Annotated in this window: 17 protein-coding genes and 1 pseudogene; 13 read left to right on the top strand and 5 right to left on the bottom strand. The window is 40.4% G+C overall.

From position 1 onward, the window contains the following. Positions 1-329 precede the first annotated feature (329 nt). Positions 330-719, top strand: coding sequence for a GFA family protein (locus tag Q0791_RS20895; protein WP_299010799.1), 390 nt, complete (start codon positions 330-332; stop codon positions 717-719). A gap of 3 nt (positions 720-722) precedes the next feature. Beyond that, on the top strand, positions 723-974 hold the full coding sequence (locus Q0791_RS20890) for a hypothetical protein (protein WP_299010796.1): 252 nt from the start codon (positions 723-725) through the stop codon (positions 972-974). 227 nt (positions 975-1,201) lie between these two features. Here the strand turns inward: Q0791_RS20890 and Q0791_RS20885 are convergent, their stop codons facing one another. Together Q0791_RS20885 and Q0791_RS20880 are read right to left on the bottom strand one after the other, a co-directional pair. Beyond that, entirely contained in the window at positions 1,202-2,527 is a 1,326-nt protein-coding gene (locus Q0791_RS20885; RefSeq protein WP_299010794.1) for a jacalin-like lectin, read from the bottom strand. 982 nt (positions 2,528-3,509) lie between these two features. Continuing rightward, the gene (locus Q0791_RS20880; RefSeq protein ID WP_299010791.1) at positions 3,510-5,087 is read right to left on the bottom strand and encodes a BspA family leucine-rich repeat surface protein; all 1,578 of its coding nucleotides are present in this window, start codon (positions 5,085-5,087) and stop codon (positions 3,510-3,512) included. A 392-nt stretch (positions 5,088-5,479) separates the two neighbouring features. On the opposite strand from Q0791_RS20880, the pseudogene Q0791_RS20875 reads away from it, so the two are divergent. Next, positions 5,480-5,635, top strand: a pseudogene (locus Q0791_RS20875) (GMC oxidoreductase); the annotation flags it as partial. Positions 5,636-5,697: 62 nt separating this feature from the next. On the opposite strand, the gene Q0791_RS20870 reads toward Q0791_RS20875, so the two are convergent. From Q0791_RS20870 to Q0791_RS20860, 3 genes are all read right to left on the bottom strand, one after another. Continuing rightward, entirely contained in the window at positions 5,698-6,576 is an 879-nt protein-coding gene (locus Q0791_RS20870; protein ID WP_299010788.1) for a bile acid:sodium symporter family protein, read from the bottom strand. 53 nt (positions 6,577-6,629) lie between these two features. Beyond that, entirely contained in the window at positions 6,630-8,117 is a 1,488-nt protein-coding gene (locus Q0791_RS20865) for a hypothetical protein (protein ID WP_299010786.1), read from the bottom strand. 459 nt (positions 8,118-8,576) lie between these two features. After that, a complete protein-coding gene (locus tag Q0791_RS20860) occupies positions 8,577-9,185 on the bottom strand; it encodes a short chain dehydrogenase (RefSeq protein ID WP_299010784.1) in 609 nt (202 codons plus the stop codon). A 109-nt stretch (positions 9,186-9,294) separates the two neighbouring features. Between Q0791_RS20860 and Q0791_RS20855 the strand changes: the two genes are divergently transcribed. The 10 genes from Q0791_RS20855 to Q0791_RS20810 all read left to right on the top strand — a co-directional run bounded on the left by Q0791_RS20855 (position 9,295) and on the right by Q0791_RS20810 (position 18,942). Next, complete coding sequence (locus Q0791_RS20855) at positions 9,295-10,194, top strand: LysR family transcriptional regulator (protein WP_299010781.1); 900 nt, start codon at positions 9,295-9,297, stop codon at positions 10,192-10,194. Between the two features lie 267 nt (positions 10,195-10,461). After that, positions 10,462-10,821: a DUF2586 family protein gene (locus tag Q0791_RS20850; protein ID WP_299010778.1), complete on the top strand. Its 360-nt coding sequence runs from the start codon at positions 10,462-10,464 to the stop codon at positions 10,819-10,821. Continuing rightward, positions 10,818-12,134 (top strand): phage tail sheath C-terminal domain-containing protein, encoded by a 1,317-nt coding sequence (locus Q0791_RS20845; RefSeq protein WP_299010775.1) that lies wholly within the window; start codon positions 10,818-10,820, stop codon positions 12,132-12,134. Before Q0791_RS20850 ends, Q0791_RS20845 begins: the two co-directional genes overlap by 4 nt. Positions 12,135-12,148: 14 nt before the next feature. Further along, positions 12,149-12,700, top strand: a complete 552-nt coding sequence (locus Q0791_RS20840; RefSeq protein WP_299010770.1) for a phage tail protein — start codon at positions 12,149-12,151, stop codon at positions 12,698-12,700. Positions 12,701-12,705: 5 nt separating this feature from the next. Next, on the top strand, positions 12,706-13,446 hold the full coding sequence (locus Q0791_RS20835; RefSeq protein WP_299010767.1) for a hypothetical protein: 741 nt from the start codon (positions 12,706-12,708) through the stop codon (positions 13,444-13,446). A 19-nt stretch (positions 13,447-13,465) separates the two neighbouring features. Beyond that, positions 13,466-17,014 carry a hypothetical protein gene (locus Q0791_RS20830; protein WP_299010765.1) on the top strand — a complete coding sequence of 1,183 codons (3,549 nt, stop codon included), beginning with the start codon at positions 13,466-13,468 and terminating at the stop codon, positions 17,012-17,014. Beyond that, positions 17,011-17,187 carry a hypothetical protein gene (locus tag Q0791_RS20825; protein ID WP_299010761.1) on the top strand — a complete coding sequence of 59 codons (177 nt, stop codon included), beginning with the start codon at positions 17,011-17,013 and terminating at the stop codon, positions 17,185-17,187. The genes Q0791_RS20830 and Q0791_RS20825 overlap by 4 nt, the downstream gene beginning before the upstream one ends. After that, complete coding sequence (locus Q0791_RS20820; RefSeq protein ID WP_299010758.1) at positions 17,184-17,354, top strand: hypothetical protein; 171 nt, start codon at positions 17,184-17,186, stop codon at positions 17,352-17,354. The genes Q0791_RS20825 and Q0791_RS20820 overlap by 4 nt, the downstream gene beginning before the upstream one ends. Beyond that, positions 17,351-18,811, top strand: coding sequence for a DUF4255 domain-containing protein (locus Q0791_RS20815; protein WP_299010755.1), 1,461 nt, complete (start codon positions 17,351-17,353; stop codon positions 18,809-18,811). Before Q0791_RS20820 ends, Q0791_RS20815 begins: the two co-directional genes overlap by 4 nt. After that, positions 18,808-18,942: a hypothetical protein gene (locus Q0791_RS20810; RefSeq protein ID WP_299010751.1), complete on the top strand. Its 135-nt coding sequence runs from the start codon at positions 18,808-18,810 to the stop codon at positions 18,940-18,942. Before Q0791_RS20815 ends, Q0791_RS20810 begins: the two co-directional genes overlap by 4 nt. Positions 18,943-19,053 lie beyond the last annotated feature (111 nt).

Below are 19,053 nucleotides of genomic sequence, written 5' to 3'. Positions count from 1 at the left end.
TACTGCATAAATGCGCCTTGAATTGAAAAGCCTGAGAAGCTCTGAATTGATCATCTATATAATGGAATTGGTATAAGTATGCGGAGTTATTCAATCGAGAGATGACAAGGTTAGTCAGAAAAGATCCAAAGTCTTACCCTTGTCTTGATTCAATAAATCCTGCAAATTAAGTCTTCGCATCAAGGTGTGAGAATGGAAGTGAGTGTGAACGGCCCCCCCGCAACGAATTCCATAACTAAACTATTTTACAACAATGAGTTAGATGTGTACTCTAGCTGAGTGATTTGTGTAAAATAAAAAATAAGCTGTTATGATCTAAGGAGAGTATTGTGATAAACAAAGGAAGTTGCTTGTGTAATCAAGTGCAATATGAAATTGATGGTGAATTTGAAGATGTACTAAATTGTCATTGCAGTATGTGTCGCAAATTACATGCTTCAGCATTTAGAACAAGAGCAAAAATCACCTCTAAAAGCTGGAAAACGCTTAAAGGTGAAGAGTGGATAAAATTTTACGAGTCCTCACCTGGCGAATATAAAGGTTTTTGTTCTCATTGTGGCTCAAGCTTATTTACCAAATTCGATGCATATCCTGATATTTTAGGTTTTCCACTTGGAACATTAGATACAGATCCTCAAATCAAACCCACTCGTCATATTTATGTGGGCAGCAAAGCCCCTTGGCACGATATATTGGATGACTTACCTCAACAAGAATAAATTATGAAATGGATATTTGCAGTTTTGCTTAGTTTTTCATTATTTGGGTGTAGTCATTCATCGAGTTATTACCGTTCACCACCAGATACTTGTGATGGCGCACTTGGCTGTGTTGTATTAGCCGTAATGGAAGGTATTATTCACTCAAAACCAGCTCCTAAAAAATGCGCCGAAATGAGTGGTGAACAAAGGGAAAAATGTAACGCTCAGGTGGATGCTATTACAAAATCAATAGAAAAGGCTCAAGGAAATTGAAATACAAAGCAAAATGCTTTGGCCGTAATCAGCTTACGTCGAGCAGCCAAAAGCGTGCTTCATACTGGCTGCTGGTTGGCTCAGGGTTAAATATTTAAGAAAAACTCGCAACAGGTCGATATAGACAAGCATGATTAATGGTGTATTTAAAGGTAAAGGAAAGGTTGATAGAACCTATGAATTGACTCATGCCAGTGAACTACTGGCATGAGTATGGTCACAGCGAATTAATCGGTTATGCCATTTTCTTGGCGGAATTGAATTTCTTCATCGGACATTTGCCAGTTTGGATCATCAAGACTGATGTTTAACGAATCCACATTGAGTTCATTTAAGCTGACTGTTGAGGTGGATAGGCTACTGATACTTGAACTACTGCAGGTCAGAGATGAAACACTGCTTGATGATGTGGGAATAATGTCTCCATAATCACTTTGATAATCATCATAAACAACATAGCTACCGTCATCATCCACATAGCCAATTTCTAACCATTCAACATAAGAGGTGACTGCAGTGGCATTGTCGATGTTACCATAGACGTAAAACTCTTTACTGTCCCACGGGTTAGTATAAGTCAAAGTATAAGGAAAATTAGCTGTACTGGAATAGACGGTTTTTTTCATGGCATAAATGCTCATTGCTGGTACCGTCATTTCTGAGCTTTCCGTATAAGATGTGGTGGTGGATTCTGTCTTAGAAACACCCACGGTTTCAGAGTACGCAATGCTGAGGGATAAACTGTATTCCCAGCTAGCAGAGACAGAGACGATGGCCTCCGCTTTTTCGGTGACACTAACCGACACATCCATTTTTTCAGTGATCCCAGCAGTGGATGAGTAACTGTCTGTTGAGCTGTCTGTTTCACTGTAGGTGACACTTAAATCCATTGACTGAGATTCACTGGTTGCATTAATGCCAACACTGCTGGATAAGAAGGCTGTTGTGGCTGAACCAATATCAATGTCGGTATCATAGTCAACATTGGTTAATTCTAGCTCTAACGGATAGGCATAGGTGAAACTTAATGTATTGATCCCACTGTCATCGGCGGTGCCGTAAAGGCCTGTCATTACTCGCTCACTGCCATCATAAAATTTATAGGCTGCAGAGCTGTAAGTATCGCTGCATTGTTTAACTTTTAATGTGTTATCATCTGAGGTAGTAAATGTTAATCCACAAATACTATGAGTATCGCTGTCGCTATAGTTCACGACGGCGTAAGTCACAAATTCGCTGTCATCAAGGCTGATACTTTCCGTGTTTGAACCTGAGTTACTGCCCACAGTTTCAGAGGCACCATAAAGGTAATCGACTTGCATTCCTTGAATGATGCTATCGTTATAGTACAAGGTAATATTAGAGATTTTATTACCAGGAATATCGTCTATGCCATCAGTGGTATCATAACTGTCTCCGCTGGATGACCCCACTATCATACCATCGTAAATAAAGTCTAAGTAATCGGTGACATCATTGGTATCGTCAGCAAAGCTGAGTGGGCTGGCAAAAATAGAGCAAGTCATTAGCGCGATAGATGTTAGCTGCCTCATTAAGTCTCTCCATTTATAAAAGTTATTTCATTATGTTTGAGAATGTTCTGTCTCATTCCTGTGAGGACTATATGAAATAAGGTTTATCCTTGGCAGTTTTTTGGTGTTATAAGTCGGAAAGTGTTAATTTAGTTTAATTATTTATTGGTTGGAAATAATAGAGAAAACTGGTTTTTCTCTAGATTGTGATATTTTGTGTTATTAGTTGAGGTGCTTTTAGTGTTTTATCTTTTATTGTTTTTTTTAAATTGTCAGTGAGTGTATATTCATTTTATTGTCTGGTGTGCAAAAAACCTTGTTTGTTTTAATCTGTTGTTTTTATTTGTTATTTTATTTTTTAAATGATTTTTAATGTCTTTCTTAATTGTTCTTCCTAAATATAGACCTATTTGAATGTTTATTTTGTTTTTTAATTTTTAACAAACGGCTAGCTCATTATATTTATTTACTGTATTTTTTTATATTAATGAATTTTTTGATGTTAAAGTTATGGCTTAATATAGAAAGGTATTAATAGGGAATGGCTTGTATTTTTTTAATCTGGATGAGATCACTGTTTATAAATGAACCCTGCTTTAACATGGCTTATAGCTTATATAAGCTATATAGGGTCATTACTCTTTTAGAAAATCGACTTCTTAATCATATAACAATACTTACTTAACCTGAACTTGGGATAATGAGTGTCAAAAATGTTAGGTAACCCATTTAATATTAAAAAATTGAATTAAATTGGGTCATTCTTTATTTTCGAACTTGGCTTAATACTTCAATTTTTGTCGATATCAAGGCGTGATTTCGTATCTAATAGCAAGCTATTAGTAGAAAGCACAACACAGATAGGGGCAAAAATAGTGCTATTAAGCGGCGCTGCTTATCCCGAATTCAGGTTACTTAGATTGGTATTAGGTTCATGCCTGACGCTAGCCGTTAATTGGCTAGCGAGTTAAATCAGATTAAGTGGTGTATTGACTTAGTTGTGCTATTCCAGTGTACCGCCAATGACCCAATTAAAATTGCGTTCGATAAAGCTACGTGCCGTGGCAGACGACTGGGTATAATGAACGTCAAGTGCACCTAAGACCACATCGGATTGCAATCGGCCTAATGTGTACCATGAATTGAGGATTGCATCATATTGCATTGAAGATAAACCAGAAAAGTCAAACATGCTGGCCATGTTCTCGACTTGTCGAATATCCCATTGACTGATGTCGGCATTAAAGGTTTTAACGCCCATAAACATAGTGGACATATCTGTCACTTTGCTTACATTCCAGTGGTTGATGTCTTGGTTGATGTAGGCTTCTCTGAACATACCGGACATGTCATCGACGTTAGACACATTCCAATGTGCTAAGCCACTTTCAGTGGTATCGACACCAAAAAACATATTGTGCATCGTTAGTTTTTTGTCGGTATCTTGGGTAAATACCCAGTCACTGAGATCCCCTTTAAAGGCCACAGCGCCTTGAAACATTTCACTCATGTCAGTGACATTGGCAACGTTCCAATGAGTAAGATCAGAATTAAATGATTGGGTATTTTTGAACATTTCACTCATGTCGGTGACATTAGCAACTTGCCATTGACTTAAATCCGCATTAAAGCGATCAGCTCGGTAGAACATCGAATTCATGTCAGTGACATTGACCACATTCCAACGGGAAAGATCATTGTTAAAGTTAACGGCATATTTAAACATATGTGCCATATTCTTGACTTGGCCAACGTTCCAGTCACTGAGATCTGCATCAAGATTGTCAACGCCCCAAAACATAAAGGCCATATTGGTGACATTACTGACATTCCAGTGATTGAGATCACTATTGATCCGCGCTTCTCTAAACATGGCTGCCATAGTTTCCACAGAGTTAACACACCAATTTTGTAAGTTAAAGTTGGTTGCGTCAATGCCGGCGAACATGAACCTCATATCGGTGACGTTACAGACGTTCCAGTTGCTTAAGTCACTGCTAAATGAGGTTGCTTCTCTAAATAAATACGCCATATTAGTGACATTAGACACATTCCAGTCAGAGAGATCGGCATTAAATGAAGAGGCTCTAAAAAACATGGCGTACATGGATTCTGTGTTAGATAAATCAGGTTTATCCGTAGCAAATAGTTGAACATTATTTGCGTCATAAAAGGCTAAACTCATTGTTGACCATTTAGCATGGCCCCATTGCTGCACTGTGAGTAGTTTATCATTATCTTGTTCAGGGTTTGGAAAGAAAAAGCGGGTAATATCACTGGTAAAGCTTATCTGATAGGTGCCAGGTGCTTCATAGGTATGTGTATGGCTGCCTTTGGTTAATTGTTCAATGGTGCCATCGCCCCAATCTACAATGGGAGCTCCCTCAATGTGGATCTGAATTTGATTGTCATTGGTGATGCCATTGTTATCTGTTTTCCAGGTGGTGATAAAGAAGCTGTCTTTATTGGCCGAAGGAATGATTGGGTCGCTTGATTGGGCTGTCGCTGAGCTTCCTGTTACAGTAATGGCAAATAAGGTGCTATACAATAAGGGGCGAATCATTTGAGTGAATGATGTCATAAGTATCCTTTCTCCGTGGATAGATTGATATTATCTTATGATTTTTAAGTGATAATATAATTGATGATTAAACTGCCACGCAATCACGGCCTAAAGCCACTGATGTCATGACTCATGGCGTAGGACAGATAAGGTGCTCCATAAATCATAGTGAGATTATTTAACAAAATATTGACATATATCAAACAAAATATAAAAAGATAAGCTTTTGTTAGGTGATACTTTTCATAAATGGGCGTGAAGTACTGGGTGATTGAGCCGATAGCTAGTAGCTAGAAAGGCTAATATATGGCCTGCATTCGTATTAAATTAAATCACGCCTAACTTTATATTAGTAAGCCAGTGTCAAACAGTAATCATATTTGTGAAACAAGCTTAATGGGGAAAGCCCAAAGGACAGTGTTATGGATCGTGATTGTCGTACTTATGACCACCCGCATCTGCTTATTGCCGGATCTGGTAATATGCCAATGTCTGGCACGGTAAATGGTACATTGACAATAGCGGCCTTGTCATTTCGTATTGCCGATACATTTAAGGTCATGTGAGCGATTGAAAGGGCACTATGGTGATAAAAATTATCAACTTATAAAAAGGTAACCTTCTGGATTTAAGAGGTTTTTCTATAAGCCTCAACGCGGTTTAATATGAGTGAGAAGATTGCACTTGTGATAAACATGAGTAAAGAGTAGCAGGTTGCCGCGATGGCCATTTGCGTGTTTTGCAATAAACTCAGGGCGATCACTATGGCTAAGGTGCCATTTTGAAAGCCCACCTCTATGGCAATGGCTTTTTGCTGAGCAAGATTAAGTTTAGCCACTCTTGCTAGGCTCCAGCCTAGAAACATACTGATAATATTTAATAAAAGGCTTGCCACGCCCATTTGAGCAAAGTAACTGGCCATAAAATTAACGTTTTTGACGATTAAGAGCACCACAATGAAGAGTAAAAAAGCAATAGAAAATCCCTTAACATAAGGTTCAGCGGCTTTTGCAAAATGTGGCTTTAAGCGCTGGATCATCATGCCTAAACAAATGGGGAGCACCGTAATAACGAGTAATTGAGTGATGGTTTTGAGTACAGGTAAATCGACCTTATTTACGCTTCCTAAAAATAATTCCATAAATATGATTATGACTAAAGGTAAAGTAAAAGGCGTAATGACACTCACCACAGAAGTGAGGGTGACAGATAAGGCGACATCGCCTTTTGCAAGGTAGGTATACAGGTTTGATGTGGCGCCACCAGGGCATAGAGCTAAAATGATTAAACCAATCGCTAATGCACCTTCAATATGTAAACTGAGAATAATTAAATAAGCAATGAAAGGCAGTATTAACAGTTGTGCCAGCAGCCCTAAAATAACGGCTTTGGGCTTAGCAATAATTAACTGAAAATCCATTGTTTTTAAGGATAATCCCATGCCTAACATGATAATAAATAATGCACCAGGTAAGACGACTTTAATTAAAATATCCGCTTCCATCATTCCCTCTTTGTGCTTTTGCTGCCAAAAAGCCTTTCTCTTTAACTAAGTTTGAATTAGTCATCGCAGCTGGTTTCAGTGATGTTTTCTACAAAAATATAGCTGTAATCCGTAAAGATGACATCTTCATCATTTGCTCCATATTTAAATGAAATATAACCATGACATGCCATACAACTGGCATTGGACTTAGCTGTTTCAGTGTCATTATTGGGGTAATTCCATTCATTTAGGGCCAGCTCTAAAGCTATTGAACGTGAGGATTCAGGGTTTTCTTGGCAAGCATCTAATCGATCGACTGCCGGTACTTGTGAAACATGGGTGAGTGCTGATAAATCAGCAATGATGTAGGTTTCTGAGGCGATATTTCTCACAATGGACACTTCACCATCAGTAAGTGGCGCTGCATTATCCCCTGATTGATTCATGCGTTGAGTCGCGACTAGTTGATAATTTGCCCAAGGATGGGGTAACACTTCTTGCCAAATCTGGTTCATCGATTCTGGCAAACTGCCTTCATTGGGAGCTCTTGCTATGAGGGTGTTTTCGTATAACCCTGCCATAGGTTGGCCCGATGTACTGGGGTTGAGCCATTTGTAGTTATAGGTGGGAATATCATTGATGTCTTCATCTGATTTTGGCGCTTCTCCCGTCGCCACTTCATTCGGCACACGATTGCTAGTGATATTCCCTATTTCGCCTTGTTCAACAAAGATATATTCACCCTGGGTTAAATCGACGTGTTCAAAGGTACTCCAAACCCAAGTATCAAAGTTCGGTGTTTTGTAGGTAATGTGCATTGCAATTAAGCCAATTTTGAGATTGTTTATGGTGAATCCTTCACCTGTATCACTGTCATCATCAGAAACAATAACTTGCGCATTGCGCACGTAATAACGATCAAGTAAATCCTGAGTGGCATCATCAGGAAAAATCCGCCATGATTGCTTTAGTTCCATTGAACCGGTTGGAAAAAAAAGTGCCTTGCTAGTCGTACCAAAACTTGCCAGCCCCTCAGCAGTGGTTAGGTTATTTATCGTTAAATAATCAACCATCACATCATTAATGGAAGCGCTATAGAGAAAATAGTTTCCATTTAAATCAACTAACGGCGCTAAACTGCGTGCTTGTAAACTATCACGGGAAGTGAAACTTAATATTGCACTGGTATAGTTGCTATTTTCTGTGCTTGAGCTTGTATCGAAAGGGGTCGTACTGTCGGTGAAATATTCCCATACGCGAAATGCAGAAGGCGCCTCGCCTATGTTCAATTCACTTGCCGTTCCTGAATCGGCTGCGGGCCAGTTAAGTGCGATGAAGACTTGCCAAGAAAAATAATCAAAATCATTATTTGTGTACTCATCAGTTTGAGCTGTTGAAAAGTGGGGAATGACATCTTCAGGTAACTGTGAAGAGATATCCGGTTGGTAGCGGTTACCATCTTCATTATTGCAGGCTGTTAAGAGCGCTAAAGCAAGTGATATTAGACCTAGCCATCGAGCTGATTTGCTTATTTTATTATCTTGCCATTTTGGCTTTTTCATATTGATTTAAACCTTAATATTGTCAATGACACTGAGGTTTAACAATCAATGAGTTTGCTTGTTAAACCTAAATGTTGCATGAAAGAGTCTGTATACGAATTGAGGGGGTAGATTGACTTTCAGTATAGTTAATATGGAGCAATTTATTGAATTTTGATGTGTCTTTAACTTGCAACGATTGTTAATCTTTAAGTTTAGGGTCTGTTGCTCTTTGCTGATTATTTCTGCTGCAGTTTGTCGCTTCTTTATACAAGGCAGAGCTTATGCAGTGTAGTTATTCTCCATAAATAAGCGATAACGCCGTAGAAAGGAGCGACAAGCGCAGTCCGTAGGATTCACTAAACGTGTTTTACTCTTTGTTGAGAGACATTCGCTTAGAATGACTAGGCGTCACCCCTCTCGCCGCGATTAAAACACGTTTATCTGAACATAATTTAATCATGAAAGTTCAACAGACCCTTAGTTCCCCCCATAAGCTTTATAGACTTGCCCTGTTTCAATGCCTAATGCTGAGCGAAGGTAGAATTGGGCAAGTGTGCTGGCATCAATGGATTGAAAGCCTGGAAAGTAATCGGCGTAAGTTGTCAGTGATTCTGTAACGACAGAGGGGCTGACAGCATTGATTCGAATGCCTCGCGGTAGCTCGTTGGATACGGCTTTGACAAAGTGATGGATAGCGCCATTGAGCGTGGCGGCACTGACACCATATTTGATAGGGTGATCGGCAATGATCCCACTTGTTAATGTGATACTACCGCTATCATTGAGAAAGTGCATTCCTATTTGCGTTAAGTTAATTTGTCCCATTAATCGGCTTTGAATGCCTTTATTCCACTCTTTTTGAGATAAGTTTTCAAAGGTGTTAAATGCTACTTCTCCTGTGGCATTGATAATGGCATCAAGTTGCCCAATAGCGCTGAGCGTTGTGCGAATGGACTCAGGATCTGTAATGTTAATTTGTTTTTCTCCTGTGTGTTTTCCTGCTGTGATAACGTCATGTTGATTGGATAATACGGCAGTGATTTGGCTGCCTATGGTGCCCGATGCGCCTATGATAAGTATTTTCATGTCTTTGACCCTATGAGTAAGGTTATAATTGTTTGTGATGCTAATTTCTTTTTAAAGTCGAAAAAACCCCATAAAATAAGAAGACTGTTTACTAAATGGTGTTAATGGCGTGGATTTAAGTTATTTACAGACTTTTTTAATGGTGGCTGATACGCTCAGTTTTACTCAAGCGGCCGATAAGTTGAATGTGTCTAAAGGCTTAGTGTCTCGCCATATTCAAAAATTGGAGCAGCAACTCAATGCTAAGCTGTTTCATCGCACCACGCGCTCAATGCATTTTACTGAAGCGGGTGAAGCCTTATATTTAAAGGCGAGGCAAATTCAATTATTGGCGATTGAGGCCGAAATGCGGCTAAAGGATATGACCCAAGTAGTCAGCGGAGATTTACATGTGACAGCGCCTCTGGAACTTGGAAAAGCACTATGCCGACATGTTATTCCTCAATTTTGTCGTGACTATCCTGACATTAATTTGATGTTAGATTGCGGTCATGAAAAAAAACACATTGAACTGGGTGATTATGATGTGGCTTTACGGGCCGATGATACCTTGCCTCAAGATGTGGTGGCTAAACCTTTAGGCATCATTCGTAATGTCATAGTATGCAGTAAGCAATACTTGAATAAAAATAGCATGCCAGATCGGAATAATATTCATCAATGTGCATTTGTTCTTAACAGCCGTGAGAGGCGATGGGGGGCATTTGAATTGCATTGCGGTGAACAAATGGTGTCTCTTAGTGTGTCAGGTCACCTGCATTGCAATACTTACAGTGGAATAGGTGATTTGGCTTTACAAGGTTTAGGTTTAGCCTGTTTACCTTTTTATCAAGTTGAAGAGCAAATTCATCGTGGGGAATTTATTCATGTGCTACCCCAGTGGTCGATAAGAGCTCAAGCATTAAACTTGCTTTATGCTCAGCGGCGTGAGATGCCACAAAAACTGTTACGGTTTAATATGGCCGTTAAGCAGTGGCTTTTATCCAATGAGTCATATTTAATTTCCTAATGCCTTTTTCTATTAATGCGCTTTTTTCTGCTCTTGATTGCTTGTTTTTAACCTGTGCTTTTTAACTATTAAGGCTTGATAAGGCTTTGTTTGCCCAATTTTTTTATTTTTACTGATGACTTCTTGCCCCATCAAAAGTCGATTTTAGGCCGAAAAACATCACTTGAATGATGAAAAAAACACCTGTAAGTTAATTTTGTTTTGGAGAATTTTGTTGTGCCAGATAAGAGGTAAATGCTTATGTAAAACTTAAAAAGGACATTAAATATGCCAGTACAGTTAAGTTATCCAGGCGTCTACGTGGAAGAGATCCCAAGTGGTAGTCATACCATCACAGGCGTTCCCACTGCGATTACCGCGTTTATTGGAAGAGCCCCAAAAGGTCCCGTGGATGAGGCCATTACTGTGACCAGTATGGGGAATTTTGAGCAGATGTTTGGAGAGTTAGCATTTGACTTTCCGCTGACTTATGTGGTGAAAGACTTCTTTCAAAATGGTGGCAGCGAAGCCATTATTATTAGGCGATTTATCATTCCTCAAAAGGCTCAACCCGCTTCAAAATCGGGTTCCTCAAGCAATAAATCAACGCCAGCGTCAACACCTGCTAAACAAGGAGCTAACGCATGACAATGTCAGATTATAGTTCAGCCACTGCTTCCATTTCTGCCAGTGGTTTTACCTTTAGCGCTGCCAATCCCGGTGTCTGGGGTAATAATATTTCGGTGTCTTTGGATCAAAATGGTATTACCGATCAAGTGGCGTCAATTTATCAGCAAGCCGATGGTGTCGCTAAGAATGATTTGTTTAATTTAACGGTTTTGGATAATGGTAAGCCAGTAGAAACCTTTAAATGTGTCACGGTAAAAGGCGGCAATAATAGTGCGATTCGAGTCGATCAAACTCTGGCCCATGAGTCTAATTACATTCGCATTACAGGTAACTTACCTAAGTCGACGCCCAGTTTTCCTAAAACCACACCCAGTGTCATTAATACCAATACCATGACGGGAGGCAAAGATAGCCCGTTATTGAGTGACAGTGATGATTATTTAGGTGAAGAGGATATTCGAACGGGGCTCTATGCGCTCAGTACGGTGGATATCTTCAACATGCTGTGTATTCCACCGGATCCCGGTACGGATGACGGAGGGACGGCCGATACATTGATGGCGATTAATAGTGCCGCAGCGGTTTTTTGTGAGAAAAAACGGGCCTTATTTATTGCTGAGCCTCTCGATGCGTGGACAGACAAAGCAAAAACTGGACAGTGGCCGAATATTCAGCCGACAGATCTGGGCATTAATGGGGATACGGGTCGATATGCGTGTACTTATTTTCCTAAAGTCAAGTTGCCAGATCCAAATATGCAAGATCGTGAACGCGTGTTTTCCAGTTGTGGCGTTATTGCGGGCGTAATGGCGACGAATGATCTCAATCGCGGCGTTTGGAAAGCCCCCGCTGGCCAAAATGCAGGTATGGTGGGGGTAACAGGGCTTGAAGTGAAAGTGAACAATGATGATAACGGCTTTTTAAATCCATTGGGCATTAATTGCTTACGAGATTTCCCGGTCATTGGGCCCGTGGTTTGGGGGGATAGGACATTACGGGGCGCTGATTTACTGTCCGATGATTATAAATATATCAGTGTCAGAAGGTTGACCAACTATATTGAAGTGTCACTGCAACGGGGCACACAGTGGGCTGTTTTTGAAGATAACGACGAGTCTCTATGGTCGCAATTAAGGCTTAGCATTGGCGCCTTTATGAAAGAGCTGGCGACACAAGGGGCATTTTATAACTATAAAGTGATTTGTGATGCGTCAACCACAACACCAGATGATATTGCAAAAGGCGTTGTGAATGTCGAAATCTTGTTTGCTCCTGTCAAACCCGCTGAATTTGTTGTACTTAAATTCCAACAAACGGTCGCTACGATCTAACGGAGAATTAACTTATGGCAAATACAGAATTTCCAACCAATACATACCGAGTCGATCCTTATAAAAACTTTAAATTTAGAGTGAAATGGGATGGTAAATATGTGGCAGGTGTTAGCAAAGTCACAGGACTTAAGCGAACAACGGATGTCGTAAAACACCGCTCTGGTGGCGATCCTTTGACGACCCATTTATCACCGGGACAAACCTCCTATGAGGCTATTACCTTAGAGCGTGGAGTCACCCATGACGAAGTGTTTGAACAATGGGCGAATAAAGTGTGGGATTACACGAATTCAACGAAAGGAGCCGATAAATCTAACCAAATTGTGTCACTGAAAGATTTTCGCAAAGACATCATTATTGAGCTATACAATGAAGCGGGTCAAAAAGTCATTGCGTATAATGTTTATCGGTGTTGGGTGTCTGATTTTACCGCCATGCCAGATCTCGATGCAAACGGCAATGCCATTGCCATTCAAAGTATTAAATTGGAAAACGAGGGCTGGGAAAGGGATTACAGCGTGAAAGCGCCTGCAGAGCCCAGTTTTACATTGCCTAGTTCATAAGCTATATGCTGACATCCAATGACATTGTCACATTGTGGGAAGCGGCGCTCAGTAAAAGTTATTGGCACAAAGCCATTTTATTACTGGCGGCGGCGCATCCCACTATTGCAATGAATGAATTTTCGCTTTTGTCTATGGGTCAGAGAAATACTAAGCTATTTCGTTTTCGTGATAGTTTGTTTGGCTCAGATATTGAAGCCCATTCTCAGTGCCCTAAGTGTGCTGAGAAAGTGGAATTTCAATTGGATTCGCAGGTGATCTGCGATCCTAATGTGCCAGTTTGGGACGGGGAAGAAAGGAGCATTGATATTGATAATCATCGAATTATCTGTCGGCCTCCCACTTGTCATGATCTCGAAATGCTCGCACCTTATTTTGAGGTTGAAGATGAAGAAGGTGCGGCTTATGCATTATTGAAAGCTTGTGTTTTTCAATGGCTGGTGGATGGCGTGTATACCCCCATCGATGCTATGCCTATTAGCTTAGTTGAACGTGTTTCCCAACACATTAAAATCTTAGATCCTCACAGTGAGATTATCTGCAGGCTGGCTTGTCCAGAATGCGAACATAGCTGGGGAGAGCCTTTTGATATCGCCAGTTTTCTATGGCATGAAATTGATAATAAAGCTCAGATCATCTTGAGTGAGGTGCAATTGCTGGCCAGAGCATTTGGCTGGTGGGAAGGGGATATTCTTTCTTTGTCTGATGTAAGAAGAAAATATTACATTGAGCAATTACATGAATAATGACTGGCAAGGGGTGCTCATGACGCTGCGAGGGGGCAATCAGATTATTCCGCCTTACATTTCGCCGTTTCTACATCAATTGATGATAGACTCTTTATTATTGGATGAACACACACTGATGTTAAGTTGGCAGGATCTGGGATTATCCAATCCTAATACTTCCCGTGCCTTAGGTAAAAGTGGTAGAGCATTGGTGCCCAAAACGACGCATGTAGGCCAAGGGCATTTTTCTCATCAAGAAGAGACAGAATCATTAGGTAGCTTGAGTCTTGATGATCCTAGATTTGATGGTTCTAGGTTTGATAAGAGCAGGCTTGAAGCGTCGTCACCGCTTGCAAATGTAAAAAACGTAAAAGCACTATCAAGCGATGGGCAGCAAACAAGGATAGATCAGCACACTGACGCTTCGTTGACGCATTTTTCCACCCAAGCAAACGATGAGAAAACGGGTGCTCATACTGAAAAACTGGCTCAAATAAGGGCCGACTTTGAGCGAAGCGCGCTTGCTGGTAAACAAAAAGTGGGTGGCGCGTATCAAGGTGTGGGTGAATATGTGCATAAGAAAGCGCACGTTCAATTACCTTCACACTTTCCATTGCTTCCAAAGCTTCAATCATCCCCAAAGCGCCAATCAAGTCAAGAGACTTATGCGTGGCTAAGGCAAATTCAAGACACGCAAACTCAAGACATGCAAACTCAGGCTGACTCCGCTTATGCTGCGCAAGCCGCAAGTCGTGTTCACAGGGGGCTGAAAAGCGATATTTATAGTGGAGCAGACAGTCAAACTGATAACAGCTTTTATGCGGATCTTGATAGTGGTTCTAATAGTGAAGTACAAGCGGACTTGAATAAGCTGTCCATTCTTAAAAAATTAGAATCAAAGATCATCACACGACTTAATCAAAGTCAGAGCATATCTTCCATGCCTTTGACATCACTTCCAAAAAAAACCTTCTATAAAAGAGATGAATATCAAAGTTCCTCTTTGCCAGAAGCGAGTGATGAAAAACAGAAGGGACAGGCAGCTAGCTTTGTGCAAAAAGACTTTTTATCTATGCATATACCTATGCATAGTGCATTGCGTTCACAGTCAGGAAGTCAAGTCTTTCAATTGCTTTATCAAAATTTGAATGATTTTTTAATCAAAAAAATGTGTCATCGAGGAGTGAAGGTTCAAGGAGAGCAGATTGATGAAGGTGAAGTTAAATCGGTATTAAAGGGTTTAGCACAGCAAGTACAAACTGGGCTGATTAAACGCTTGGCCCTAGATGCAAGATGGGTAGCTTGGCCTCAACAAACCAAAGACCCCTCTATTTCAGACAATAACTTTTACAATAACTTATACAACAGCTTATACAATAGCATAGAAGATCAAGGGCAGAGCGACTTAAAAGCCGGTGCTCAAAAGATCCCAGATGAGACAGTGATCGCTTATTTAGTGTCATCTTTGAGGGAGCATTTAACACGCTTAATGATTGAACCTCGCCATTTACAAGATGTTCAGAATAAAAGCTTACATCAATATTTAACTCAAGCCGTTTGTCAGCAAGCAGACTTAAGCCGATTAACTGAAGTGTTACGGCAGCATTTATTGCAGGATAATCAATGGGCGATGTTTGGTTCCTGTGATGACCGTCATTTACAACATCAGGGCGAGGCTCTCGCAGGGCTTAATACATTTGAGCGTGATTTTTTCAATGAAGATTTTATTAAAGCAAGGGAGGAATACCAAGCTCGGCTATCGATTTTATTTGATAACATGAGGATGAATAAAAGCAAAGTGGCAATAGCATTGTCAAAGGCGCGAGCATTCTCCTTATTATCTGACTTTCTACAAGAGCTGGCACAAGGGGCACAAGGGAGGACACCAGAGCTAAATCGACCTTTAACAGGCAGGTTTAATCACTTCTCACCATGGAAAGATTGGCTAAGCAGTTTAAGTGGTGTATGGCGTCAAAGGCCATCGTCAATTTTTCCAGAAGGTTTGGATCCTATGTTGTTAAATCTTGATGCAATGGAGAGACGTTTTGAATCAAGTCTTGATAAACATGCTTTCCCCCACTTTTACCCCTATGTTCACAACAGAGTAAATAACATTGGATCCAACCTTTCTCCTTTAGCCTTTATCGAAAACAGAGCACCTTTGCCCTCAAAGCAAGCCTTAGGGTTAAAGACAGGGCTCAATTCAGTGACATCAGGCCTATTATTAAAATACTTACAAACCGCTTTAACGTCACTGGGTAAAAGTGGGGCTGGGTCGTCACAATACCCACAACTCCATTCCAATGTGAATTCCTCAATGTTATTCGATGAACTAGGTTGGATACAAAATGCCAAGGTGCTAGGTGATGAATTTAAACCCTTTAAGCATGAATTGTTACTTCTTAACAAAGCGTTATTAAGAGATAGTGGAATAAAGAAGGAAGCAGTAGGCAAATGGCTTATTCGTCGTTTGCATCAATTCGCAAAGCCGGAGTCAAGTGTGTTACCTCATTGGCATAATATTCAAGATGCGAGTGTTAATTTCAATATGGTGAAGAAGCACTTTGGGCTTGAAAGGGAAGCAAGTGTGTTACCTCATTGGCACAATATTCATGATGCGAATGCTAATCTCAAGATGGTGGAGAAATATCTTGGGCTTGAACGGAAAGCATCTATGGCCTCGGTTTTGGGGGAGCAAAATGATGGCAATGCAAGTGAAGAGCATTCCAGTACATCAGCTGCTTCACTTTTGAACTCACTCTCGATCTCGTTTTCGAACTCACTCTCGAGCAATGATACGAGCCCCTTATTGATGGCAAATGATGATAATCCATTATCGACTTCAAAGAATACGGTTAATGGGTATCGCCATAAAAGTCATATTCAGTCGGAATATCATCAACTGATTAAAAATCATACCCGTGTTCCCTTAACGGGTGAGCATTATCGTGAAAGAGCTGATTTAAGATCCTATGAACAAGTATCTGATACTGATATTAAATTAAAAAAAGATGGAAAGCTGAGTCAGGCTCATGATACAAATCAGGAAAATACAGATGATGGAAAGCCTTTACAGACAAAGAGGGCCCAATTATCTTTTAAAACTTTAACACAGGGCGAGCCAGACTTTTTTCTAAATACGACTGATTTAAACACTAGTCATTTAAACACCGCTTATTTAAATAATACTCATTTAAACACCGCTTATTTAAATAATACTCATTTAAACAATACTCATTTAAATAACACACGGCCACATGGGCTTTCGTCAAGTAAGACCCATTTAAACACTAGTTATTTAAACAACAGACGGCCACATGGGCTTTCGTTAAGCAATACGCAATTAAATATTCCCTTTAATACAGAGAGTTGTGTAAGCCCTTCAGCCACAAGCATAAGGTCATTGCCGACAGGAAAGGGAAAGGAGAGTGCTTTAGGTGCGGCGAAGTCATCGCCTGTTAGGTTAAATGTGGGACGGATCACTTACAATCGTCCTGCTTTTTCAACCCTAAAAGCTCCAGTGAAAAAAAGGCCTCAGCCTACCATGACGTTGTCGGATTATAACCAGCGATTGAGGGGGCAATGATGAGTAATGACCTTTCGATAGCAGTGACCCTAACATTGGAGATAGCAATATTTTCGCAGAAGATATTAAACGCATTGAGTCTATTGTTATTTTTATCGGCATCGACACAGGTTATTCATTCTCTTATTCAATGTCGTTCTGAGAAACATTTAGTGATTGAGGGGCGATTATGAGTAATTACCTTTCGATAGCAGTGACCCTAACATTGGAGATAGCAATATTTTCGCAGAAGATATTAAACGCATTGAGTCTATTGTTATTTTTATCGGCATCGACACAGGTTATTCATTCTCTTATTCAATGTCGTTCTGAGAAACATTTAGTGATTGAGGGGCAATGATGAGTAATTATCTTGCGATAGCAGTGACCACAGCAGTATTTTCGCAGAAGATATTAAATGCACTGAACAAAGTGCCATTTTTATCGGCGGCGCCGCAGGTTATTCATCGTCGCCCAGAGAAAGACGATGGGCAAATGATAGGGGTGAACTTGTATCTTTATGATATCGAGTTTAATCATACGTTGCGTAATAATGATTTAGCCACTCGCAGAGCAGATGGCTCCTTGATCAAGCAGCCACAAGTTCCGCTTAATCTTAAATATCATTTGAGTTTTTATGGTCAAGACTTAACCTTAGAGCCGCAAAAAATGATGGGGGCGACCATTGTCGAATTACATGCTCAGCCTTTTATTACCCCTGATGAGATCATGCAATATCAATTGAGCCTTGGGGCCGACAGTATATTAATGTCTTCAAATTTACACACTCAGCAAGCTAGGATCAAAATTGAGCCTATTATGCTCTCATTGGAAGACGTGACGAAAATGTGGGCGTCATTCTTTCAATTACCTCATCAGCACTCTCTCAATTATGAAGTATCGGTAATTTTAATGGAAAGTGATTTTGCCGTTGAAAAGCCTTTGCCTGTGCATCATGTCAGTGATTTTGCCGTGGCTAAATTGATACCTGTGATTGAATCTTTGTCTGTGGATTATTGGCATTATGATCCCAATGCTGCTTTTACATTGAGTTTGCACACTCAAGGTGCAGACTTTTCCTCTCAAGTGCAATTTGAGGAGTCTGAAGTAATGGTATCCCCCGTTTCTTCTGTCGGTAATGTTTTGCGTATTGTTCTACCCGATCAAGTTAAAGCGGGGTTAAATCACTTAAGATTATCTCGAACGGATAACTTAGGTAAAATATCGAAAACGATTTATTCTGATCCCTATCCTTTTGTGGTGCAACCTGATCTGAATCGGGTTGAATATCGTGCGAGCACTGAAGTGTTTAATGAAGTATTGCCATTATTAATTGTGGATATCTTACCTTTTCCGGACCATGAACAGTCGGTTGTGGTGTGGCTCAATAATGAGAATCTGAATGGACAATCTTATCAACTTGAAGAGGCGTTAACTTTAGTGTTAACACTCAATATTGAAGCGTTAAGTCAGGGCAATATTACAGAGCTTAGCCAGCAACTCTCCTCTTTAGGGTTAGTATTATCTGCATCGGCTAGGATCAGCCAGATCACGCTCAATCAGCAATGGTTATTACAAGATGGTGATCAGTATTACACGTTACACAAGCAAAATAGTCATCAGGTGTTGCTCTGTTATGGCTTTGATCAATTGCCGTCAATGCATGCTTTGGCGTTTAAAGCGACTGGATTAAATAGTGGGCATTACCTCGCTCGTGTGCAAATTGATAAATTAAAGTATGGGCAGAGTGCGCTTGAGCGAGAACAAAGCGGTGTTAATCAGGGGCGCTATAGTGCACCAAGCGTGGTGGTTGAATGAATACTACTTCTTTTGTTGAGCATACTACTGATAACTGCGCAAAGCCTGCCAATGATAATTCGGAACAGCCTATCATTGCTCGTTTCCCGAAGGTGAGTGATAGTGCAACAAGTATGGTGGTGGTTGAATGAAGAATACTTCCTCTTTTGCAGAGCCTACTATTGATAATTCGGTAAAGCCTGTCATTGCTCGTTTCCCGAAGGTGAGTGATAGTGCAACAAGTATGGTGGTGGTTGAATGAA

This window comes from uncultured Shewanella sp. (assembly GCF_947495455.1).
In the GTDB taxonomy this organism is placed as follows: domain Bacteria; phylum Pseudomonadota; class Gammaproteobacteria; order Enterobacterales; family Shewanellaceae; genus Shewanella.
Note: the sequence above shows the minus strand (reverse complement) of the source record. Positions and strands in the feature narration are given on the sequence as shown.